Here is a 23,126-nt window from a genome sequence, read left to right on the forward strand (position 1 = left end):
GGCGAAGGGGACGACGAGGAAGGTGAGGACGGTGATGAAGAAGACGGCGTTCGGGTCATGAGCTTCCTTCTCCCGGTGCTGTTCAGGACTCGATGCCTTCGCGGGCCATACGGACCAGCTCCGCCACGTCCATGGCGTCGATCAGTTCCTCCTCGGCGGCCAGTGCCTCCGCGTGGGCCCCTGCTCCCCCGTCCTCCGTGTCCGAAGCCGTGTCCGTAGCCGTGTCGGTGCCGGCGGCGGGGAAGAGTTCGGACCGCAGCCGTCCGGCCAGCGCGATGGGCGTCGGGTGGTCGAACACGACGGTCGCGGACAGCCGCAGGCCGGTGGCCTTGCCGAGCCGGTTGCGCAGTTCGACGGCGCTGAGCGAGTCGGCGCCGAGTTCCTTGAAGCTCCGGCGCGCGTCGACCGTCTCGGCACGGTCGTAGTTCAGGACGGCGGCGGCCTCGGTCCGCACCAGGGCGAGCAGTTGCTTCTCCTGGGCGGTCGCGTCGAGTTCCACGAGCCGGGCCACAAGACGGTCGCCGGGGGCTCCGGCGGGCGTGCCCTGCCCCGTCGTACCCCGGGTGGACACCGGGGCCAGCCCGCGCAACAACGCGGGGACGCCCGGTCCCGCGGCCCGTAGTGCGGCGGTGTCGAGGGCCAGCGGCACGGGGCAGGCGTCGCCGGAGGCCAGCGCGGCGTCGAGGAGCCGCAGGCCCTGATCGGGGGTGAGCGCGTGGATGCCCACACGGGCGAACCGGCGGCGGTCGGCGTCGCCGAGCCCGGCTGCCATGCCGCCCTCCGCCCACGGGCCCCAGGCGAGCGAGGTGGCCGCGAGGCCACTGGTCCGCCGACGGCGTGCCAGGGCGTCCAGGAAGGTGTTGGCCGCCGCGTAGTTGGCCTGTCCCGCGCCCCCGAGGAGCCCCTGTACGGAGGAGAAGAGGACGAAGGCGCTCAGGTCGAGCTCGCGGGTGAGGTCGTGCAGGTGCCGGGCGGCGTCCGCCTTCGGTCGGAGGACCGCTTCGAGGCTCTCGGGGGTGAGGGCGTCGAACACCCGGTCGTCGAGGACACCGGCGGCGTGCACCACGGCCGTCAGCGGACGGTCTGCGGGCACGCTGTCGAGCAGTGCCGCCAGAGCCGCACGGTCGGCGACGTCACAGGCGGCGACGGTGACCCTGGCGCCCGACTCGGCCAGCTCCGCACGCAGTTCGGTGACGCCGGGAGCCGCATCGCCCCGTCGGCCGGCGAGCAGCAGATCGCGTACGCCGTGCTCGGTGACCAGGTGACGGGCCACGGCGGCGCCGAGTGCGCCGGTCGCGCCCGTGATCAGTACGGTGCCGTCGGCCCGCCACGGTGCCTCGCCGGACACCGGTGACGTGGAGCGGGTCAGCCGGGGGACGAGTACGCGCCCGGCACGGAGGGCGAGTTGGGCTTCGCCCGAGGCCTCCGCAGCGGCGAGGGCCGCCGTGAGAGTCTGCCGCGAGGCGGGTTCGTCGTCGAGGTCCAGCAGGGTGATCCGGTCGGGGTGCTCGGTCTGTGCCGAGCGGATGAGACCCCAGACAGAGCTGTGCGCCAGGTCGGGCACGTCCTCGTCCGGCCCCGTGGCGATGGCGCCCCGGGTGACGACGACCAGGCGGGAGGCGGCGAAACGCCCGTCGGCCAGCCAGCCCTGAACCAGGGCCAGCGCACGTCCGGCGGCGTGCACCGCGTCCGTACCGTCCGAGGCGGGGCCGGTCAGCGGGGCCAGGACGACGTCCGGGACGTCAGCCTCGCTGCCACCGCTTTCGGCCGGCGCGGCGAGGTCCGCGTGGGTACCGGCCACCGTCGGCGATTCGGCCAGGTCGGCCAGGTCGGCCAGGTCGGCCGTGTCGGCGGTGTCACCGACGACCGCCCACCGACCGGGGAGCACATCGGAACCGGAGCCGCCGACGGAGCCGGGCAGCGGAATCCACTCCACCCGGAACAGCGGTTCGCGCCCGCCGCCCCCGGCCGTCCGGAGCTGCTCGGCGGAGACCGGCCGCCGGGACAGCGTGCCGACCGACGCCACCGTACGGCCGGCCGCGTCGGCGAAGGTGAGGGTGACCGCGTCGGGGCCGGCGGGCGCCAGCCGGACGCGGGCCGCGGTGGCCCCGGCGGTGTCCAGGCGTACCGCGCTCCACGCGAAGGGCAGACGGGCGCCGTCTCCGCCGGGCAGCGCGCCCAGTTCGATGGCGTGCAGGGCGGCGTCGAGCAGCGCGGGGTGCAGTCCGTACCCGGCCGCGTCGGCGGCCTGCTCCTCGGGAAGGGCCAGCTCCGCGAAGACCTCCGTACCGCGACGCCACGCGGCACGCAGCCCCCGGAAGGCGGGACCGTAACCGAAGCCCTGGGCGGCGAGCGACTCGTACCACCCGGTCAGGTCCACCTCCTCGGCGTCCTCGGGCGGCCAGTTCGTGAAGGCACCGGCATCGGTGACGGCTCCGGCGGCCGGGGCGAGCACCCCGACGGCGTGCAGCGTCCAGTCTCCGGCGTCAGCCTCGCCGTTGTCCCTGCCACGAGCCGTTGTCGCCGCAGGCCGGGTGTGCACGGTGACGGACCGTCGGCCATCGTCCTCGGCCCCCGCCACCTGGACCTGGAGCTCGACGGCGCCCTCGTCCGGGAGTCGCAGCGGCGCCTGCAGAGTCAGCTCCTCCAGCAGTTCGCAGCCGGTACGGCGGGCCGCGTGCAGGGCCAGCTCCACGAGCCCGGCGCCGGGGAAGAGCACGGTGTCGAGGACGGTGTGGTCGGCGAGCCAGGGTTGGGTGTCCAGGGACAGCCGCCCGGTGAGCACGAGGGTGTCGGAGTCCGCGGGTCGCACAGCGGCACCGAGCAGGGGATGACCGCCGGTACCGAGCCCCAGCGCGGGCGCGTCCACGGCGGTGCGCGGGCTGACGGCCGGCCAGTAACGCCTGTGCTGGAATGCGTACGTGGGCAGGTCGACGCGGCGGGCACCCGTACCGGCGAACACGGCCGTCCAGTCGACGTCGGCGCCTCGCACATGGAGCCGGGCCAGGCCCTCCGCGAGCGTCCGGTCCTCAGGGTGCTCACGCCGCAACAGGGGGACGAACTCCGCCTGCGCCTCGTCGTCCTCGGGGAGGCAGTCGCGTCCCATGGCGGTCAGTACGGCGTCCGGCCCGATCTCCAGGAACGTCGTCACCCCGTCCGCCCGAAGAGCCCGTACGACGTCGGCGAATCGCACGGTCTCCCGGACGTGCCGGGCCCAGTAGACCGCCTGGTCCGCAGCATCCAGGGGGACGTCGTCCGGCCCGGCGACCGGCCGACCCGTCATGTCCGACAGCAGTGGTACGGCGGGAGCCGACAGGTCGAGGCCCCTGGCCACCCGGCGGAATTCGTCCAGCATGGGGTCCATGCGGGGCGAGTGGAAGGCATGGCTGACCCGCAGCCGCCTGGTCCTGCGTCCGCGCGCCGACAGCGCACCGGCGATCTCCATGACGGCGTCCTCGTCGCCGGAGAGCACGCAGGAGAGGGGGCCGTTGACGGCGGCGAGCGCCACCCGCGCCTCGCGCCCGCGCAGCAGTTCGGCGACCTCCGCCTCGGGCGCCTGGACCGAGACCATCGCACCGCCTTCGGGCAGCGCCTCCATCAGGCGGCCTCGCTCGGCGACGAGCGTCACGGCGTCCGGCAACGACATCATCCCGACGGCGTGGGCAGCCGCCAGTTCGCCGACCGAGTGTCCGGCCACCCGGTCCGGGCGTATGCCGAAGTGCTCGACGAGCCGGAAGAGGGCCACCTCCACGGCGAACAATCCGGCCTGGGTGAACACGGTCCGGTCCAGCAGGGCGGCCTCCGGGGAGTCCGCCTCGGCGAAGACGACTTCGCGCAGGGGCCGCCCGAGGAGGTCGTCGAACTCCTCGAAGATCTCGTCCAGCGCCTCGGCGAACACCGGGAAACGCGCGTGGAGTGCACGCCCCATGCCGACGCGCTGACTGCCCTGCCCGGTGAAGAGGAACGCCGTCTTCCCGCCACTCGGCACGCCGTACGGGACGCGCGACGGCAGGTCGCCGTCCGCCAGCGCCGCCAGATCCGCGAGCAGCCGGTCCGGTTCGTCGCCGACCAGCACCGCCCGGTGCTCCAGCGCCGCACGCGTGGTGGCCAGCGAGAAGCCGACATCGGCGAGCCGGGCCCGTGGCTCCGCGCTCAGCTGCGCACGCAACCGCTGTGCCTGCGCCCGCAGAGCCGGCTCGGTCCGGCCGGACAACGGCCACAGGACGGTTCCGGGGGAAGGGACGGGGGCGGAGTCGACCGACTGAGCGGGCGGCGCCTCCTCCAGAATGAGGTGGGCATTGGTCCCACTGATCCCGAACGACGACACCCCGGCCCGCCGAGGACGCCCCTCGACCGCCTCCCACTCCCGCTGCTCCGTCAGCAGCTCAACCCCACCCGAGTCCCAGTCGACGAGCGGCGTCGGCTCATCCACGTGCAAGGTCCGCGGCAGCGCACCTTCCTGAAGAGCCATCACCATCTTGATCACACCGGCCACACCCGCAGCCGCCTGCACATGCCCGATGTTGGACTTCAACGACCCCAGCCACAACGGCCGTTCATCGTCCCGGCCCTGCCCGTAGGTGGCCAGCAGCGCCTGCGCCTCGATCGGGTCCCCGAGCCGGGTCCCCGTGCCATGCGCCTCCACGACATCGACGTCACCCGCAGTCACCCCGGCCGCAGACAGCGCCGCCCGGATCACCCCCTCCTGCGCCGGCCCACTCGGCGCGGTCAGCCCATTGCTGGCCCCGTCCTGGTTCACCGCGCTGCCGCGCACCACCGCCAACACCCGATGACCATGGCGCCGGGCATCGGACAACCGCTCCAGCACGAGCAGCCCCACGCCTTCCGCCCAGCCCGTGCCCTCAGCCGACGCCGCGAAGGACCGGCAGCGACCGTCCGCCGACAGCCCCCGCTGCCGCGAGAACTCCACGAACGTCCCAGGCGACGACATCACCGTCACCCCACCCGCCAACGCCAGCGAACACTCCCCCGCCCGCAACGACGACGCAGCCAGATGGATAGCCACCAACGACGACGAACACGCCGTGTCCACCGTCACCGCAGGACCCTCAAGCCCCAACGAAAACGCCACCCGACCCGACAGCACGCTTGCCGCGCCACCGGTCAGGCGTCGCCCCTCGGAGGAATCGGGCAGTGTGGCGCCGGTGTCGGAGTCGCGGAACGTGAAGGTGCCGGCGAAGACGCCGGTGCGGCTGCCGCGCAACGCGTGCGGATCGATACCCGCCCGCTCCACCGCCTCCCACGACGCCTCCAACAACAACCGCTGCTGCGGATCCATCGCCAACGCCTCACGCGGCGAAATCCCGAAGAACTCCGCATCGAACTCCGCCGCCTCATGCAAAAACCCACCATGACGCGTGTACGACGTCCCCGGCCGATCCGGATCAGGGTCGTACAACCCCTCCACGTCCCAGCCCCGGTCCACCGGAAACTCCGACACACCCTCCCGCCCCGACGCCACCAACTCCCACAACTCCGCAGGCGAACCCACCCCACCCGGCAACCGGCACGCCATCCCCACCACCGCCACCGGCTCCCCCACACCGGCCGAGGTGAGAGCCTCCACGCCCTCCGCCGCGTCGTCCTCCGCCGTGTTCCGCACATACCGGATCAGGGCCTCGGGTGTCGGGTGGTCGTAGATCAGGGTGCTGGGCAGGCGGGCGCCCGTGGACCGGCTGAGGAGGTCGCTCAGTTCGACGCCCATCAGGGAGCTGAAGCCGAGTTCCTTGAAGGAGGTGCCGAGCGGGACCGCGTCGGCCGAGAGGTGGCCGAGGACGCGGGCGACGTGCGTGCGCACCAGCTCGGCCGGTTCGAGGCGGCCGCCACCGGTCGGCGTCCGAACGGCAGGGCTGTCCATGTCGGGCTCTGCAGCCGGAAGTTCCGGTGCGGCAGCGCCTTGCGGTGAGTCGAGCCAGTACCGCTGCCGCTGGAAGGCGTAGGTGGGCAGGGCGACACGGCGGGCACGCGGACAGGAGAGTACTCGGCTCAGGGCTGCGGGGACTCCGTTGACGTGCAGCTCCGCGAGTGCCGTGACCAGGGTCGACACCTCGTCGCGGTCCTCCCGGACGGCGGGTACGAAGACCTGGTCGGCACCGTCGGGCGCGCAGTCGCGGGCCATGGAGGAGAGCACCGCGTCCGGCCCGATCTCCAGGTGGAAGGTGATGCCGCGGGCGTGCAGAGTCCTGACGCCGTCGAGGAAGCGGACCGCGTCGCGGGCGTGGCGGACCCAGTGGTCCGGCGAACGGAGTTCGTCGTCGGTGGCGGTCCGGCCGGTCAGGTTGGAGACGACGGGGATGCTCGGCGCCCGGTAGGTGAGGTTCTCTGCGACTTGGCGGAACTCGTCGAGCATGCCGTCCATGTGCGGTGAGTGGAAGGCGTGGCTCACCCGCAGTCGCCTGGTCTTGCGGCCCCGGCCGCGCCAGCGTCGGGCGAGGCGGAGCACGGCGTCCTCGTCGCCGGAGAGCACGGTCGAGGCGGGTCCGTTGACCGCGGCGACGGCGACCCGGCCCTCGTGGCCGGCCAGGTCGGGACGGAGTTCCTCCTCGGAGGCCTGGACCGACACCATGGCGCCGCCTTCGGGCAGCCGCTCCATCAGCCGGCCGCGGGCCGTCACGAGCGCGCAGGCGTCGGGCAGGTCCAGCACGCCGGCCGCGTGCGCCGCGACCAGCTCGCCGACGGAGTGGCCCAGTACGGCGTCCGGGGTCAGTCCCCAGTGTTCGAGCAGCCGGTACAGCGCGGTCTCGAAGGCGAAAAGCGCGGGCTGGGTGTAGCGGGTCCGGTCGAGCAGGGCCGCGTCGGGGGTGCCCCCGCTGTCGAGGACCAGGTCCCGCAACGGCCGGTCGAGGAACCGGCCCAGGTGCTCGCACGCCTCGTCGAAGGCGTCCGCGAACACGGGGTACGTGGCGTACAGTGCGGCGCCCATACCGGGCCGCTGGCTGCCCTGCCCGGTGAACAGGAACGCGAGGCCGCCCTCGCGTGCTGTGCCCTCCACCACGCGCGGGGCGGGGCGTCCTTCGGCTAGTGCCGCGATCGACTCGAGGAGGTCGTCGCGATCGGTGGCGAGGACGACGGCGCGTCGTGCGAAGTGGGTGCGGGTCGTGGCGCCGGAGTACGCGATCTCGTCGGGCGCGAGTTCGGGGCGGTCGGCGAGATGGCCGAGCAGCCGGGCCGCCTGGGCGCGCAGGGCGGGCTCGTCACGGCCGGAGAGGGTGACGGGGACGGGCAACAGGGCGACGGACGGCTCGGGTTCCGCCGCGGGCGTGCCCCGGCCGCGCCAGTCCGACAGCACCAGATGGCAGTTGGTGCCGCCCATGCCGAACGAACTCACCCCGGCGGTCCTCGGCAGGTCGTCGTACGGCCAAGGGGCGAGTTCCCGCTGCACCGTGAGGTTGAGGCGGTCCAGCGGCAGCGCGGGGGGCGGGGTGGTGAAGTTGAGGCTGGGCGGAAGGGCCTGGTACTCGATGGACAGGATGACCTTGAGCAGGCCCACGACTCCGGCGGCGGCCTCCAGATGACCGACGTTGGTCTTGGCGGATCCGACGGCCAGCGGGCGGCCGGGTGTCCTCTCGGTGCCGAGCGCCGCGCCGAGTGCCGCAGCCTCGACGGGGTCGCCGGCCTTCGTGCCGGTGCCGTGCAGCTCGACGTACTGCACCTGGTCGGGGCGCGTCCGGGCGCGGCGGTGGGCGAGCCGGATCACCTCGCGCTGGGCACTCTCGTCGGGCACGGTGAGCCCGGAGGAGGCGTTGCCGGCGTTGTTCACGGCGCCGCCGAGGATCAGGCAGCGGATCGAGTCGCCGTCGGCGATCGCCCGGTCGAGGGTCTTGAGGACGACCAGGGCGCCGCCCTCGCCGCGTACATAACCGTTGGCCCGCTCGTCGAAGGTGTGGCACCGCCCGTCGGGCGAGAGCGCGCCCGAACTGGCGGCGACGAGCGCGCCGTCCAGGGCGAGGTTGAGGTTGACGCCGCCGGCGAGGGCGGCCGTGCAGTCGCCCGCGCGCAGGCTCTCGCAGGCCAGTTGGACAGCGACCAGGGAAGAGGACTGCCCGCAGTCGACGGTCTGGCTGGGTCCCCGTAGGGCGAGGGTGTGGGAGAGCCGGTTGGCGATCATGGTGCGCTGGGTGCCGACGGCCGTGTGCCGGGTGATGCCGGCGGCGCCGAGGCGTGCGCGCAGGGTGGCGTAGTCGTCGGCGGTGGCTCCGACGAACACGGCGGTCGGGCTGTCGGCCAGGGTGCCGGGGACGGTGCCGGCGTGTTCCAGGGCCTCCCAGCCGAGTTCCAGTACGAGGCGCTGCTGGGGGTCCATGGCGGTGGCTTCGCGCGGGGAGATGCCGAAGAAGGCGGCGTCGAAGAGGTCGGCCCGGTCGAGGAAACCGCCCCAGCGCACGCGTTCGGCGTCCGGCGCGGCCGCGGCCGCGGCGATCGCGTCCGCGTCCCAGCGCTCGGAGGGCGCCTCGGTGATGGCGTGCCGACCCGCGGCGAGCAACCGCCAGAAGGTCTCCGGGTCGGGTGCGCCGGGCAGTCGGCAGGAGTATCCGATGACCGCTATCGCCGTGTGCGGATCGACCTCGTCCTGATTAGACATTTCTTCCACTTCCGGCTTCCCGGCCGTCCGGGCAATGGGAATTACTCGGGCCACGGAGGAACTCTCGCAGCCCGGCATATCGTTTCGATAGCGCCGCCCGCGACACTCGACGGTGGCCGGAAACCAGTGGCAAGTGACCCTTTCCGCAAGGCCGGGTCGTCGGTACGGTTGCTGCGCATCAGCGGTCTCGTCGGTCGTGGAATGCAGTTGACGAACCTAGAGCACCATGGCCTGTTCATACCTTTTTCACTCGAGATACACGGGAGACAGTGATGGCATTGGGCTTTCTGTTCGGCGGCGGTGTCGGCACCGAAGTGCACGGCTTGGAGATGTACCGGGCCCATCCCGTGATGCGGGATCTGTATGAGCAGGTATCGGCCTGGACCGGTCTCACGGTGGGGCAGATCCTGGAGGAGGAACTGCCCGAGCCCCAGGAGGAGCGGCAGAGCGCCGGGACGATCCGGGAGACCGCACTCGCCCTCGGGATCCATGACGTGCTGGTGGAACAGGGCCTGAGTCCGGCGGTTCTCGGCGGGCTGAGCCTCGGCGCCATGACGGCGAGCTGTCTCGCCGGTTCGATCGGCCGGCGGGAGTTGTTCGAGATGCTGGCGCACGCCCGCCACACGCCCGAACTGCCCGCCGAGGAGCCGGAGCAGGGCCTCGCGCTGGCGTTCGCGCCGACCGAGGGCGACCTGGCGGCGGCGTACCGGGGTGAGGGCCGGGCCGGGGTGTATCTGTCCGGCGACTTCGGTCCGACGGCCGATGGGGCCATGCGGATCCTGATGCTGTCGGGCGAGCGGAAGGCGCTGGACGCGCTGGCTGCCGACCTGCCCCCGGGCACCGTCGCCCCCCTGCCCGACCGGCCCATCGCCGTGCACTCGCCGCTGCGCGGTCACTTCCGCGAGTTCATGGCGCCGTACATCGACGCGATGCCCTTCAAGGCACCCGAGCTGCCCCTGGTGTCCTGTCTGGAGCGCCGGACACTGACCACGGCCGACGACGTACGGGACCTGTTCGACCGGAACTCCACGGATTCGATCAGCCTGGTCGACGTCTGCGACGAGATGAAGGACCAGGGGGTGCGCCTGGGCCTCATCATGGGCGGCTCCATCCCGGACGGGATCCTGAGGTTCCCGTTCCCCATGGTGCACGTCGACAAGCCGGAGCACATCCAGCAGGTGCTGACCAGCGTGTTCGAGTTCGGCATAGACCTCACCCCGGCACGGACCCGATGAGCGCGCCCCCGGCCACCGTGCCGCCCGCCGCGCAGGGCACGGAGTACGACACGCTGATCGACGGCTGGCTCGAAACCGACCTCGACGCATGGACGCGGAAGGTGGTCGCGCGGCATTTCCACCCCGAGACGGGCAGCCCGTACTGGCTGCGGCGCGCCACCGAGCTCGACTTCGACGCGCGGGACATCACCCGCTATGAGCAGCTCACGGCGTTCGGCCCGTTTCCGGTGGAGATCCTGCGTTCCCAGGACCCGGCCGACCTGGTGCCGCTGGACGTGCCGCGCCCGTTGACCGGCCGCGTCTGGGACACCGGCGGCACGACCGGCACGCCGTGCCGGCTCTTCTACACGCCGGCCATGCTGCTGCACCGGGGCGCCTGGCGCCGCTGGTCCTTCGTCACCGAGGGCTTCACCCCGGGACGTACCTGGCTCCAGGCGACCCCCACGGGCCCGCATCTGATCGGCAACGGCGTGTGGGAGGTGTCGGAGCTGTACGCCGGGCAGGTGTACACAATCGACATGGACCCGCGCTGGGTCAAGCGGCTCATCCGGGCCGGACGACTGGCCGACGCGGGCGAGTACACCACCCACCTGCTGGAACAGATCACGGACGTGCTCGTCCACGGCCGGATCGACTACGTCAACACCACTCCCGCGCTCTTCCAGGCCCTGGTGCGCCGCTGCCCCGAACTGGTCGCACCACTGCGGGGAGTACGACTGAGCGGCACCCAGATGAGCCCGGACATGTACCGGGACTTCGTGGCCGCGATGGACGACGGGATCTGCGGCCGCAGCTACGGCAACACCTTCGGCAACGCGGCGGGGCTGCCCGTCGAACAGAACGCCGAGCTGATGCCCTATGTGCCGAACTATCCCCAGGTGACAATGACAGTCGTGCGCAAAGAAGACTGGTCAACCACCGTGGAATACGGCACTGTAGGACAGGTTCGACTGACCGTGCTGCACGAAGACCTATTCCTCCCCAACATCCTCGAACGCGACCAGGCGCTACGTTACGACACCGGCGAAAAATGGCCATCCGACGGAGTGGCCAACGTAACTCCGCTGCAAACCACGTCGTCGTCCCCCGAGGGACTCTATTGACCGGATTTTAACGGCGTATTGACGGCCCCCGGCGATCTACTCATGAGTTTACGAATAGAATTCTGTCGTGCCGCAAATGAGTACAAGCATGATGCTGATCGAGCGTGAAGAAGAGCTGTCCGCGTTACACGACCTCCACGCGGAAAGCCGCCACGGCAATGGACACGTCGTACTTGTCAGCGGCGCCGCCGGCAGCGGCAAGTCGGAGCTGCTGTACACCCTTGCCGAGGCGGTGTCCGCGGCCGGTTCCCTCGTCCTGAGAGCTGCCGGCCGGGAAGAGGAACGCGACGTCCCGCTCGGTCTCGTCCATCAACTCGTCCGGGATCTTTCGCTGCCCGTGCCGCTCCGTACGCAGATGAACCTGTTGGAGAACAGCCTCGCGGCAGGTCCGCCCGTCCGCCATGAGACGCTCGCCCTACAGGCCCGTGTCGCCCATGGCCTGTGCCGTGCGCTGCTGCGTGCGGCCGGGTCGGGCGGCCTGATGCTCTGCGTCGACGACATTCATCACGCGGACGCCGTCTCGCTGAGCTGTCTGCTGCAACTGCTCCCGCACAGCAGGTCCGCCCCCGTGATGCTGGTGTTCAGCCGGCCGGACAGTGCCCGCCACTGCCCTCCGCAGTTGAGCGCCGAGTTGCTCCGCCACCCTCGTTACCGGCGCGTCCGGCTGGCTCCGCTGACGCCGGAGGGGACGACCGAGCTGACGGCGAAGGTCCTGGGCGCCGAGGAGGCACAGGCCCTCGGCCCGGTCTACCACTCCATCAGCGGAGGCAATCCCCTGCTGATCCGCGCGCTGCTCGGGGACCGGTGCGACCGGTCGGCGGACAGCGCGGATTCCGAAGTCCCGTTCGTGGGAGAGGAGTTCGGGCAGGCGGTGCTCGCCTGTCTGCGCGGCGGTGAGCCACAGATCCTCGACGTGGCCCGCACGATGGCGGTGCTCGACGACTGCGCCTCCCCCGACCGTATCGGCCGACTGCTGCGCATCAGCCCCTCCTCGGTGGCCAACGCGCTGCGACACCTGGAGTCCGCCGGGCTCGTCGCGGGCCACGGCTTCCGTCATCCGGCGGGACGCTCGGCCGTGCTGAACGACATACCCTGCGACACCCTCGGGCAACTGCGGCTCGACGCGGCGGAGTTGCTCCACCACGAAGGGGTTCCGACGCCCACGGTCGCCCGGCACCTCGTCGCGGTGGGACACATACCGAAGTGCTGGGCCGTCCCCGTGCTGGTGGACGCCTCCGAGCACGCCCGCCAGTGCGGCGACCTGACCTTCGCCCTGCAGTGTCTGGAGCTGGCGTTGGCCGAATCCGACGACGCGCCCGCGCGGGCTCTCATGACGATGATGCTCACCCGGCTGGAGTGGCAGCTCAATCCCTCCACCGTGGCCCCCCGACTGGCTCATCTGTCCGACGCGCTACTGACCGGCGTCCTGCCCGTCCAGCTCGCCGTCCCGCTCTCCCGGGCCCTGCTGTGGCACGGTCGTCCCGACGAGGCCGCCGAGGTGATCCGCGCGCTCGGCCCGGACGCCCCCGGCTCCCACGGCCTGCTCTCGGAAGCCCATGAATGGCTGCGGAACCGCTACCCCGCGATGATGCCCCTCCTGGCCACCGTCCCGGACGGCCCGGGCACCCGCGAGGGCAGGGAACCGGCGGCCAACAGGCCCCTGCTGCTCGCCGAGACCGTCTTCGGCTCGACCCTGCGCAACGGCGGCGACGAGTCCAGCGCCTGGAGCGCCGAACAGGTGCTGCGCTCCTGTCGCCTGGACGACACCAACCTGTACGCGCTGGAGTCGGCGCTCCTCGCACTCGTCTACGCGGACCGGCTCGACCGGGCGTCCGTGTGGTCGGGCAAGCTGCTGCAGGAGGCCACCGTCCGGCGGGTGCCCACCTGGCAGGCCAAGCTCACCGGGATCCGCGCCGAACTGGCCCTGCGGCAGGGCGACCTGAGCGAGGCGTACGCCCTCGCCCATGCCGCCCTGACCCATCTCTCACCCCGGAGTTGGGGAGTCGCCGTCGGGGCGCCGCTGAGCACCCTCGTCCTGGCCGCGACCGCCATGGGCGCGGACGACGTCGCCGAGGAGCATCTGCGTCACTCGGTACCCGACGCGATCTTCCAGTCGCGGTACGGCCTGCAGTATCTGTACGCCCGGGGCCATCACCACCTGGCCGCGGGCCGGGTGCACGCGGCCCTGGACGACTTCCTGCGCTGCGGCGAACAGGCCCGCGCCTGGGACATGGACCTGCCCGCGTTCCTGCCCTGGCGCAGCGGCGCGGCGGCCGCCCATCTGCGCCTCGGGCAGCGCGACCAGGTCCGCCGGCTCGCGGAGGCGGAGCTCGCCCGCCCCGGCAGCGCCAAGTCCCGCAGTCGCGGCGTCGCCATGTGTCTGCTCGCCGAGATCGCCGAGCCGCGCCGCCGGACGAGCCTGCTGCTGGAGGCCGTCAGCGTCCTGCGGCTCGCCGGGGACAGACTGGAACTGGCCAGAGCGCTCGCCGCGCTGAGCTGCGCGCAGCGCTCCAACGGCGAGGCCGGACAGGCACGGCGGGCGCTGTACCAGGCGCTGCAACTGGCCGATCTGTGCGGCGCCGAGCGGCTCCAGCGTTCCCTGTTGCACCGCAGCAGGGAGGAGACACCGGCCGACACGGCCGTCGTTCCCAAGGACCCCCTCAGCGCGGCGGAGCGCCGGGTCGCCTCCCTGGCCGCCCTGGGCAACTCCAACCGCGAGATCGCCGACCAGCTGTGCATCACCATCAGCACGGTGGAACAGCATCTGACCCGCGTCTACCGCAAACTCAACGTCAGCTGCCGCGCGGATCTCCCCAGCGAATTCCAGACCCTGGCCGTCGGATCGGTCTGACCGGCCGCACGACAGCCCATGGCGGGGGCCGCCCCTCGGCGGTACCCCGCTTCCGTAACCCCTATTACCGGTTACCGCTGCCCGGGCGGCTGTTCCCGCCTCGGGACCCGCCACGCATCCCGGGCAGGTGCCCGCACATCGGCGTCAGAGCATGGGGTCGAACCATGTCGGCGCGTCGGACATCGCCTGCTTGATCCGGAACAGCCCGAACTCGTTGAGGTCCGGCAGGGCGTCCAGGGCGTACCAGCCGACGTCCAGCGACTCGTCGTCGTTGACGCGGGCCTCGCCGCCGACGGCCCGGCAGCGGAACGTGGTGTCCATGTACTGACAGACGTCCTCGTTGTCGTAGCGCACCTGATCCAGCGCCTGGACGAGAACGATCCGCTCGGGTACGCACTTGACGGCCGTCTCCTCGAACACCTCCCGCACGGCGCAGGCGGCGGGCTGCTCCCCGGGCTCCGGGATGCCGCCGATCAGCGACCATTTCCCGGTGTCCGAGCGGCGGTTGAGCAACACCCTGCCGTCGTCGTCGAAGACGACGGCAGTGACTCCCGGAAGCCAGAGAAGCTGATGACCGGCGGAAACCCGCAGCTCGCGGATGAAATCAGGCGTAGGCATGGCACCGACCCTAACGGGCCGGTCCCCTCACCCCCGCGCTTGGAGGACGCGCACGAGAGGCGTACGGCTACACGCCACCGGCGCGCCTCCCGCGCACGCCGGCCCCGATCGCCCAGCCGAGCCCACCCGCCGCGACCAGCACGAGAAGCATCTCGGGCAGGATGCCGAGCTTCGTGGCAGGCGTCTCCGAGGAACGCAGCGGCACCTTCTGCACCAGGGAGTCCGGGACGAACATGCCGGTCTTCTGCGTGATCTTCCCGTCCGGCATGATGATCGCGCTGACGCCGCTGGTCACCGGGACGGTGACGGTACGGCTGTGTTCGACGGCGCGGACCCGGGACATGGCAAGCTGCTGGTAGGTCATCTCGCTGCGGTCGAAGGTCGCGTTGTTGCTCGGCACCGAGATCAGCTGGGCGCCGTCCACGACGTTGTCGCGCACAGCCCAGTCGAACGCGGCCTCGTAGCAGGTGGCGAGGCCGACCTTGGCGCCGTCCATGGTGAACACGCCGGGCTTCGTGCCCCGGCTGAAGTCCTGGCGGACCATCGACGTCCACTCGCTGTTGATGGCGCCGATGAGCGACCGCAGCGGAAGGTACTCGCCGAACGGCTGGATCTGGCGCTTGTCGTAGGTCTCGGTGGGGCCCTTCTCCGGGTCCCACAGGATCTGCTCGTTGTAGAGCTTGCCGTCGCGCTCGACGACCCCGCCGACGGAGATGGGGGCGTCGATGGCCTTGGCGGCCTTGTCGATCACCGCGCGCGCGTCGGCGTTGACGAAGGGGTCGATGTCGGAGGAGTTCTCCGGCCACAGCACGAAGTCCGGCTGGTCGGCCTTGCCCGCCTTGACCTCGGCGGCCAGGCGCTCGGTCTCCTTGGCGTGGTAGTCGAGCACAGCCCGCCGCTGGGCGTTGAAGTCGAGACCCAGGCGCGGCACGTTGCCCTGGATGACGGCGACGGTCGCGGTGCCGTCCTCGGCCTTGTCGCTCACCAGGGAGCGGGACGCGAGCGCGCCCACCACGGGCACGGCCACACTGAGCGCCGCGACGGCCGCGGTCCCCCGGCGCACGGCGGCGCCGGTGCGCCGCCCCTCGACGACCAGACGTACGACCTCGTAGAGCCCGAAACCGCACAGCACGACCGCGAAGCCGAGCACCGGGGTGCCGCCGAGCGCGGCCAGCGGCAGGAAGACCCCGTCGGCCTGGCCGAAGGCGATCTTGCCCCAGGGGAAGCCGTTGAAGGGCGCACGCGCGCGTGCCGCCTCGCCGGCGATCCACAGCGCGGCTGCCCAGAGGGGCCAGCCGGGCAGCTTCGACACGACGGTGACACCCGCGCCGACGAGCGCCACGAACACGGCTTCGATGACCACCAGTGCGATCCACGGTCCGGGGCCGACCTCGACACCGGTCCAGACGAGCAGCGGCAGCAGGAATCCGAGGCCGAAGAGATAGCCGAGCCCGAGGCCCTCCTTCCAGCTGCGCCCGCGCAGGACCCAGCCGAAGACCGCGAAGGCCGGCAGGGCCAGCCACCACAGGGTGCGTGGTGGGAAGCTGACGTAGAGCAGCACCCCGGAGAGCGCCGCGGCGGCGGCCGGCACGAGCCGGTTCACCCATCGGGCCCCACGGGAGACGGGCGTGGCCTGGGGTTCGAGCTGTTCCGGCTCGTCTACGGGAGTCGCGGTGACGGTCACCCGGCGAGTGTACGGCGCGGCGCACCGGCGCCGACAGGACGGTCCGCCCGGCCCGTCCGGGCCTTCCCTCTCACATCTGCCACAACGTTCCTGCGCAACTCGTCCACAAACCGGCGCATCACCCGTTACGGTGTGCGCGAGCCTCTGACGTGCGGCCGGATGCGGCCGGGCGGTCGGGGCCCGTCGCAATCGGGGGGCTAGGGGTGGGGTCCACGGGGACGCGGTCCGCGGCCGGAGCGTCGGCCACATACGTCAGACGAAACGTTTCGGATGCCACGGGTGCAATCGCGCTCGGGGCGTTCGCGGCCTGGTCGTTGATCACGGCGGCCGCAACGGGCGGCCGCCCGGAGGGTGTGCTGCTCGCGGTGCTCGCCGTGGCCGCCGGCTACGCGGCGGGCCGGATCTGCGGGGCCCTGCTGCCGGTCGCGGCGCCCTGCGTGGGGGCCTTCGCCGGGCTGGGCCTCGCGGTCACCGCCCCGCACGGCTCACCGCTCACCGCCCCGATCGGCCACTCGGGGGCGACGGCCGCGCTGCTCGCCCTGTCCACGGGGGCCGCCTGCTGCGCCGCCTGGGCGGCACGGGTGCCGGGGCCTCGGCTCGCCCTGTGCCTCCTCGCCGTCGGGATCACGGTGACCGCGGCCGTGCTCGGCTCGACCACCGGCTTCGTCGCGTGTGCCGGGGTCCTGCTGTGCTCACTGGCCGCGGCCCGGACACGCCGCCGCGGCCCGGGCCTGGTGGGGCTCGCACTGGTCACCGCGCTGATGACGGGCGCGGCCTGGGCGGTCGCCGACAACTCGCTGCCGGAGGGCCTGGCCTATGCGCTGGAGGGCCGGCTCACCCAGCACCGGGTCCTGCTGTGGCGCGACGCGCTCGCCCTGGCCCACGGTGACCCTCTGCTGGGCGCCGGTCCGGGCCGTTTCGGGGAGCTCAGCCCGACGGTCGCACAGTCGCTGCCGATCGACGGCAAGCCGCACTCGGCGCCGCTGCAGGTGGCGGCCGAGCTTGGCCTGGTGGGCGTCGTACTGCTCGGCGCGGTGTTCTGCTGGGTGCTGTACGTCCTGTGGCGCGCCCCGCGTCCCACTCCGGTGGTGCTCACGGCGGCCGCGACCCTGACCGCCCTGGCGGCGATCGCAGCGGTCGGCAACGCGCTGAGCTTCACGACGGTGACGGTGGGTGCGGGACTGCTGGCGGGGACGGCGACGGCACGGCCGCTGCTGGACGAGGAGGAGCCGGAGGGGTCCTGAGCGTCAGGGCGCGGCGCGGGAGGGCGCCGGGCTGAGCCGCTCGCGGATGACGCGTACGGCGGCCTCCGCGTTGTCCACGGTGATCGTGAACGTGTGGCCGTCCCACAGCCGCAGCACCAGGCCCTCGCCGCGTCGGACGATCACGGCGGTGCCCTTCTCGGGCCGCCAGCGGTAGCCCCAGCCGCCCCACTGACGCGGGGTGACACGCGGCGCGAAGTCGGCGCCGGCGACCTGGGAGAGGAGAATGCGGCGGCGCGGCACACCGATGTGGCCGCAGCGCACTTCGAGGGAGTCGTGGTCGACCTTCACGGCCACATGCACGAACGCCAGTGTGCCGAACAGGACGAGCAGTCCGGCCGCGATACAGCCGACGACCGACATGACGAGCGGGGCGACGCCGGACGCCCACGCGGAGTCGACGGCCAGCTCGATACCGAGGGCCATAAAGGCGGCGCCGCCCAGCGCCAGCAGCCACTGGGCGCGGTTGGTGGCGCGGCCGGTCCAGATCTCGGGGTCCGTGGGGGCCTCGGGGCTGCCCTCTTCGCCGTGGGGATACTCCCTCATGTCTTGAGACTACTCAGGTTCCGCAGCGCGAGCACCAGGTCGCGGAACGTTACTGCTCCGGCCGCGCGACCAGCGCCGGGCCGACCTCCCCCAGCTGCTTGCCTTCCTCGTAGGCCAGGGCGGCGGCGGGCAGGGAACCCTCGCGTCCGCTGAGCAGCACGGTCAGGGCACCGTCGGCCGGGGCGCCGGGGGCGGGGCTCTCACCGAGGCGGCGCAGCGCCTGGGCGGCCACCGCGCCCGCCGAGCCGTGCAGCACGAGCGGCGGGCGTCCGGGCTTCTGCACGGCCGCGCGGATGCGTTCGGCTACGAGTTCGTAGTGGGTGCAGCCCAGGACGACGGTCGTCACATCGTCGGGGGTCAACGCGGCGGCCGCGGCGATCGCGGCGTCGATCGCGGCGTCGTCGGCGTGCTCCACCGCCTCGGCCAGTCCCCAGCAGGGCACCTCGGTGACCGCCACGCCGCCGGCGAACTCCTCGATGAGACCGCGCTGGTAGGGGCTGCCGGTGGTGGCGGGCGTCGCCCAGATGGTGAAGGGGCCGCCGCCGGCCGCGGCCGGTTTGATCGCCGGGACGGTGCCGATGACCGGCAGGACGGGTTCCAGGAGGGCCCGCAGGGCGGGCAGGGCGTGCACGGAGGCGGTGTTGCAGCCGACGATGAGGGCGTCGGGGCGGTGCGCGGCGGCGGCCTCGGCGACGGCCAGGGCACGCTGTGTCAGGTCCTGCGGTGTACGCGGTCCCCAGGGCATGCCGTCGGGGTCCGAGGAGATCACGAGATGCGCGTCGGGCCGCAGACGGCGTACCGCGGCGGCGGCGGGAAGCAGTCCGATACCGGAGTCCATGAGCGCGATCTTCACCCGGCCACGATAGACGATGGGCTCGGTACGGCCGTTGGGGTGGGGCAGACTGCGAGGGTGAGCGCCATCGTGTGGACCGCCGCCGGATCACTCGCCGCCTGGCTGTGGCTGCTGCTCTGCCAGGGCTTCTTCTGGCGCACTGACGTCCGCCTGCCACCCCGCCGGGATCCTGCCTCCTGGCCGGACGTGTGTGTCGTCGTCCCCGCGCGCGACGAGGCGGCCGTACTGCCGCTGAGCCTGCCGTCGCTGCTCGGTCAGAACTACCCCGGCCGCGCTGAGGTCTTCCTGATCGACGACGGCAGCACGGACGGCACCGGTGACCTCGCCCGCGAACTGGCCGAACGCCACGGCGGGCTGCCCCTCACGGTCTCCTCGCCCGGGGAGCCGCCTGCGGGCTGGACCGGGAAGCTCTGGGCCGTACGGCACGGGATCGGACTGGCACGCGCGCGTGTGCCCGATTTCCTGCTCCTGACGGACGCGGACATCGCGCACCGGCCGGACAGCCTCCACCAGTTGGTCGCGGCCGCGCAGACCGGCGGCTACGACCTTGTCTCGCAGATGGCGCGACTGCGGGCCGAGAGCGTGTGGGAGCGGCTGGTCGTGCCGGCCTTCGTCTACTTCTTCGCCCAGCTGTATCCGTTCCGCCGGATCGCCGTACGGGGGTCGCGTACGGCGGCCGCCGCGGGCGGTTGCGTCCTGCTGCGGGCGGCTGCCGCCGAGCGGGCCCGGATCCCGGAGGCCATCCGGCAGGCCGTCATCGACGACGTGGCGCTCGCCCGGGCGGTCAAGGGCAGCGGCGGACACATCTGGCTGGGGCTGGCCGAGCGGGTGGACAGTGTGCGGCCCTATTCACAACTGCACGACCTGTGGCGCATGGTCTCGCGCAGCGCCTACGCCCAGCTGCGGCACAACCCGCTGCTGCTCGCCGGTACGGTCCTCGGCCTGGCGCTCGTCTATCTGGTCCCGCCCATCGCGCTCCTCGTGGGCCTCGCCACCGGGGACCCGGCGGGAGCGCTGGTCGGCGGACTCGCCTGGCTGGTGATGACGGCGACGTACGTGCCGATGCTGCGTTACTACGGTCAGCCGCTGTGGCTCGCCCCTCTGCTGCCGTTCACCGCGTTCCTGTACCTCCTCATGACGGTCGATTCCGCGGTGCAGCACTACAGGGGACGGGGTGCGGCCTGGAAGGGCCGCACCTATGCGCGCCCGGACGCCGTCCCGGACGAGAGCTAGGGCCTGTCCGAGGGAGGCGTCCTCACCCGGCAGGGGTGGTCACTTCCGGCCGGGAGTCCAGTTCATCCCCCACCCATAGGCGTAGTCGACCGTGCGCTGCGGGCTCACGCCCCGCTCGGGGACCAGGTAGCGGGCCTCGCGCCGGACGGTGAGGTCGCCGCCCTGGTTGGTGATGAGGGCGAGCGCGCAGACGGTGGAGGGGACCGTGCATTCGTCGAGGGAGAACTCGACGGGCGCGCCGTGCTGCGGCTGAAGGGTGACGGTCGCGTGCAGGTCGGCGAAGGAGCGGGCGCCCTCGTAGATGGTCACGAAGATGAGGATGCGCCGGAAGGCCTGCTGGTGGTCGAGATTGATGCTGAGGTTCTCGCCGCTGGTCACCGCGCCGGTGCGGTCGTCTCCGTCGAGATGGATGAACGGCGGCCGGTGCAGCGAGCCGAAGGCGTTGCCGAGAGCCTGGACGACCCCCTTGCTGCCGTCGGACAGCTCGAACAGGGCGCACAGGTCCAGGTCGAGGTCGGCGTGGTTCGCGACGGCCCGGCCGAGCTTGCTGCCCCAGCCGGTGAACTGCTTGTGCACCTCCCAGTTGAGGTTCACCCGCATGGCGCCGGAGGTGCCGCCCTGCTTGGTCAGCGAGACCGCCGGGGCCTCCTTGGTGAGCGTGACCTTGGTGAGGCGGACCGGGGCCGGCGGGGCGGTGGGCGCTGCCGGTGGGGGCGTCGTCACCGGAGCGGAAGCAGTGACCGGTGAAGCCAGGGAGGTCGTCGGTTCCATGTGCTGCGGTTCGTCCACGGTGATGCCGTAGTCGGTGGCCAGGCCTTCGAGACCGCTGCTGTAGCCCTGACCGACGGCCCGGAACTTCCAGGCGCCCTGGCGGCGGTACAGCTCCCCGAGCACGAAGGCGGTCTCGACGCCGGCGTCCGCGCTGTCGAAGCGCGCGACCTCGGTCCCCGACCGTTCGTCGACGACGCGGATGTACAGCCCGGGCACCTGTCCGAAGGTGCCGCCGTCGGCGGAGGCGGCGAGCACGACGGTCTCGATGGCGGGCTCCACGCGCGCGAGGTCGACGATCAGCGTGTCGGTGACCTGACCGCCGGTGTCCCGCTTGCCCTCGTGCCGGACCGCGCCGGAGGCGTGCGCGGGCTGGTTGTAGAAGACGAAGTCCGCGTCGGAGCGCACCTTTCCGGCCACCAGCAGCAGCGCCGACGCGTCCGCGTCGGGTACGCCCGGCCCTGAGCGCCACCCCAATTCGACACGCAGCCCGGTGGTCGGCACCGCGACGTTCGACCCTTTCGGCATTGACATGTCCGCCCCCATCAGAAGGTCATCAACAGGCCGTGCCCGACCCGTACGCCTGATCCGTATGGCCCGGTCGTTCGCGACAAACCTATTCCCCTTGTCGGCGAACCCCCACGGGCTGTACCGAAAGACAGGGGCCAACCCGCGGGTAACCCGCCCGGAACTCGGCCTTTACCTGATCACAACACGACTCGATGCCCTTTTTCGCCGAGTTCGCTCGGATTAGGGATCCAGCGTCACTGCCGACACGGAAAACAACCCTCTTATCGGTCTCCCCAACCAGCACATCGTGGGCTTAACTTATGTGCCATGACCTCCCCCCGCTCCACCTACGGCGGCGGTTACTACTCCGCCTCGTCCTTCGCGGACACCCCGATCTACGACTCTCTCGTCGCCGAGCGGGGAACGCCTCAGATCGCGCCGATCCGGGTCCCCGCCGCGTACGACATGCCGGGCAGCAATCTGCCCGCGCTCCCGTCGGCGCTCCCCGCGCTGCCGGCGGGCCCCTCCCAGCCGTCGCCCGCGTACGGCTATCCGCAGGCCCAGCAGCCCTCGCCGCTGCAGCAGGCCCCGAACGCGTACATCCCGCAACAGGCCGGCGGCCCGCGCGGATACCCGGGCGCCCAACCACAACAGCAGCGTCCGATGGCGGCCGGCACGGGCTACGAGGCCATGCGCCCCGCGGCTCCACGCCCCGCCCCCACCCCGTACCAGGAGCCGTACAACGGACAGCAGTACCGCGGGTACTGATATTTCGTCTGGGTTTGTCGGTTCCTCCTGGCAGGATGAACCCATGGGGAATCCGTCGCTGCACTCGATCCACGTCCACCCGCTGAAGGCGGCCCGGGGCTTCGCCCTCGACGAGGCCGTCGTGGAGCCCTGGGGGCTGGCGGGCGACCGCCGCTGGGTGCTGATCGACGACTTGGGCAAGGTCATCACGCAACGCCCGCATCCGCGCATGGCGTTGGCCGCCGTCGGGCTCCGGCCCGACGGCGGTCTTGTGCTGTCCGGGCCCGGCCGTGAGCCGCTCGCCGTCCCCGTGCCCGAGCCGTCCGGGACGACGACGGTGGAGATCTGGCGGGACAAGGTGGAGGGGGTGCTCGCGGACTCCGCGGCGCACGCCTGGTTCAGCGACTACCTGGGCGTGGGCGCCCGTCTCGTCCACCTCGACGACCCGGCCACGCGCCGCCCCGTCGACCCCGAGTTCGCCCGGCCCGGCGAGACCGTGAGCTTCGCCGACGGCTATCCGCTGCTGCTCACCACCGTTGCCTCGCTCGACGCGCTCAACTCCCTCATCGCCCAGGGCGACCACCCGCAGGAGGGCCCGCTGCCCATGAACCGCTTCCGGCCGAACGTCGTGGTGGCCGGGACGGACGCCTGGGCCGAGGACGGCTGGCGGCGCGTGGCGATAGGCGAGGTCACGTTCCGGGTCGCCAAGATGTGCGGGCGGTGCGTCGTGACCACCACCGACCAGGAGACCAGCGCGCGCGGCCGGGAGCCGCTGCGCACGCTCGCCCGCCACCGCCGGTTCGGCGACCAGCTGGTGTTCGGCCAGAACCTCGTCCCGGAATCCGTGGGCACGGTTCGCACCGGCGATCCGGTGCGGATCCTCGAATAGGCCACTCGCCCGAAGACCATGCGAACGCCAGTACATCGGCCCGCCGTTCGATCTCGATCAGGATCTCCGGAGTCAAGATCTTCGGGATCAAGATCTCCGCAATCGGTTCATGTCCGGGGAACACAGGCCACGGGCCCGGCCGTTGAGTCTTTGTGAGAAGTTCATGAGAAGACCCATGAACGGGCCTGCGGGAAGGTGATTTCGCTCTCTCTTCCCCGGGAACCG

Annotated in this window: 13 protein-coding genes; 7 read left to right on the forward strand and 6 right to left on the reverse strand. The window is 72.0% G+C overall.

Features of this window, described 5'->3' with window-relative positions; genetic code table 11:
• Positions 1–82: 82 nt before the first annotated feature.
• Positions 83–8,602, reverse strand: coding sequence for a type I polyketide synthase (locus tag SGFS_RS06890; RefSeq protein ID WP_286248502.1), 8,520 nt, complete (start codon positions 8,600–8,602; stop codon positions 83–85).
• Positions 8,603–8,874: 272 nt separating this feature from the next.
• On the opposite strand from SGFS_RS06890, the gene SGFS_RS06895 reads away from it, so the two are divergent.
• From SGFS_RS06895 to SGFS_RS06905, 3 genes are all read left to right on the forward strand, one after another.
• Entirely contained in the window at positions 8,875–9,837 is a 963-nt protein-coding gene (locus SGFS_RS06895) for an ACP S-malonyltransferase (RefSeq protein ID WP_286248504.1), read from the forward strand.
• Positions 9,834–10,940 carry an arylcarboxylate reductase gene (locus tag SGFS_RS06900; protein WP_286248506.1) on the forward strand — a complete coding sequence of 369 codons (1,107 nt, stop codon included), beginning with the start codon at positions 9,834–9,836 and terminating at the stop codon, positions 10,938–10,940. The genes SGFS_RS06895 and SGFS_RS06900 overlap by 4 nt, the downstream gene beginning before the upstream one ends.
• Positions 10,941–11,016: 76 nt before the next feature.
• The gene (locus SGFS_RS06905) at positions 11,017–13,791 is read left to right on the forward strand and encodes a helix-turn-helix transcriptional regulator (protein ID WP_286248508.1); all 2,775 of its coding nucleotides are present in this window, start codon (positions 11,017–11,019) and stop codon (positions 13,789–13,791) included.
• A gap of 144 nt (positions 13,792–13,935) precedes the next feature.
• On the opposite strand, the gene SGFS_RS06910 is transcribed toward SGFS_RS06905, so the two are convergent.
• Both SGFS_RS06910 and lnt read right to left on the reverse strand, forming a co-directional pair.
• Positions 13,936–14,409, reverse strand: coding sequence for an NUDIX hydrolase (locus SGFS_RS06910; protein ID WP_286248510.1), 474 nt, complete (start codon positions 14,407–14,409; stop codon positions 13,936–13,938).
• A gap of 67 nt (positions 14,410–14,476) precedes the next feature.
• Positions 14,477–16,093 carry an apolipoprotein N-acyltransferase gene (lnt, locus tag SGFS_RS06915; protein ID WP_286248513.1) on the reverse strand — a complete coding sequence of 539 codons (1,617 nt, stop codon included), beginning with the start codon at positions 16,091–16,093 and terminating at the stop codon, positions 14,477–14,479.
• Between the two features lie 314 nt (positions 16,094–16,407).
• Here lnt and SGFS_RS06920 point away from each other — a divergent pair, with 314 nt between their 5' ends.
• The gene (locus SGFS_RS06920; protein WP_286248514.1) at positions 16,408–17,337 is read left to right on the forward strand and encodes an O-antigen ligase family protein; all 930 of its coding nucleotides are present in this window, start codon (positions 16,408–16,410) and stop codon (positions 17,335–17,337) included.
• A gap of 3 nt (positions 17,338–17,340) precedes the next feature.
• Here the strand turns inward: SGFS_RS06920 and SGFS_RS06925 are convergent, their stop codons facing one another.
• Positions 17,341–17,901: a hypothetical protein gene (locus SGFS_RS06925; RefSeq protein ID WP_286248515.1), complete on the reverse strand. Its 561-nt coding sequence runs from the start codon at positions 17,899–17,901 to the stop codon at positions 17,341–17,343.
• A 49-nt stretch (positions 17,902–17,950) separates the two neighbouring features.
• Positions 17,951–18,754: a glutamate racemase gene (locus SGFS_RS06930; RefSeq protein WP_286248516.1), complete on the reverse strand. Its 804-nt coding sequence runs from the start codon at positions 18,752–18,754 to the stop codon at positions 17,951–17,953.
• A 57-nt stretch (positions 18,755–18,811) separates the two neighbouring features.
• Between SGFS_RS06930 and SGFS_RS06935 the strand changes: the two genes are divergently transcribed.
• Positions 18,812–19,987 (forward strand): glycosyltransferase, encoded by a 1,176-nt coding sequence (locus tag SGFS_RS06935; protein ID WP_286248518.1) that lies wholly within the window; start codon positions 18,812–18,814, stop codon positions 19,985–19,987.
• Positions 19,988–20,026: 39 nt separating this feature from the next.
• Here SGFS_RS06935 and SGFS_RS06940 read toward each other — a convergent pair whose 3' ends face one another.
• Positions 20,027–21,289: a TerD family protein gene (locus SGFS_RS06940; protein ID WP_286248520.1), complete on the reverse strand. Its 1,263-nt coding sequence runs from the start codon at positions 21,287–21,289 to the stop codon at positions 20,027–20,029.
• 303 nt (positions 21,290–21,592) lie between these two features.
• On the opposite strand from SGFS_RS06940, the gene SGFS_RS06945 reads away from it, so the two are divergent.
• Together SGFS_RS06945 and SGFS_RS06950 are read left to right on the forward strand one after the other, a co-directional pair.
• Positions 21,593–22,033 (forward strand): DUF6643 family protein, encoded by a 441-nt coding sequence (locus tag SGFS_RS06945; protein ID WP_286248522.1) that lies wholly within the window; start codon positions 21,593–21,595, stop codon positions 22,031–22,033.
• Between the two features lie 43 nt (positions 22,034–22,076).
• Complete coding sequence (locus tag SGFS_RS06950; protein WP_286248524.1) at positions 22,077–22,901, forward strand: MOSC domain-containing protein; 825 nt, start codon at positions 22,077–22,079, stop codon at positions 22,899–22,901.
• Positions 22,902–23,126 lie beyond the last annotated feature (225 nt).

Origin of the sequence: Streptomyces graminofaciens (assembly GCF_030294945.1) — a bacterium.
Classification (GTDB): domain Bacteria; phylum Actinomycetota; class Actinomycetes; order Streptomycetales; family Streptomycetaceae; genus Streptomyces; species Streptomyces graminofaciens.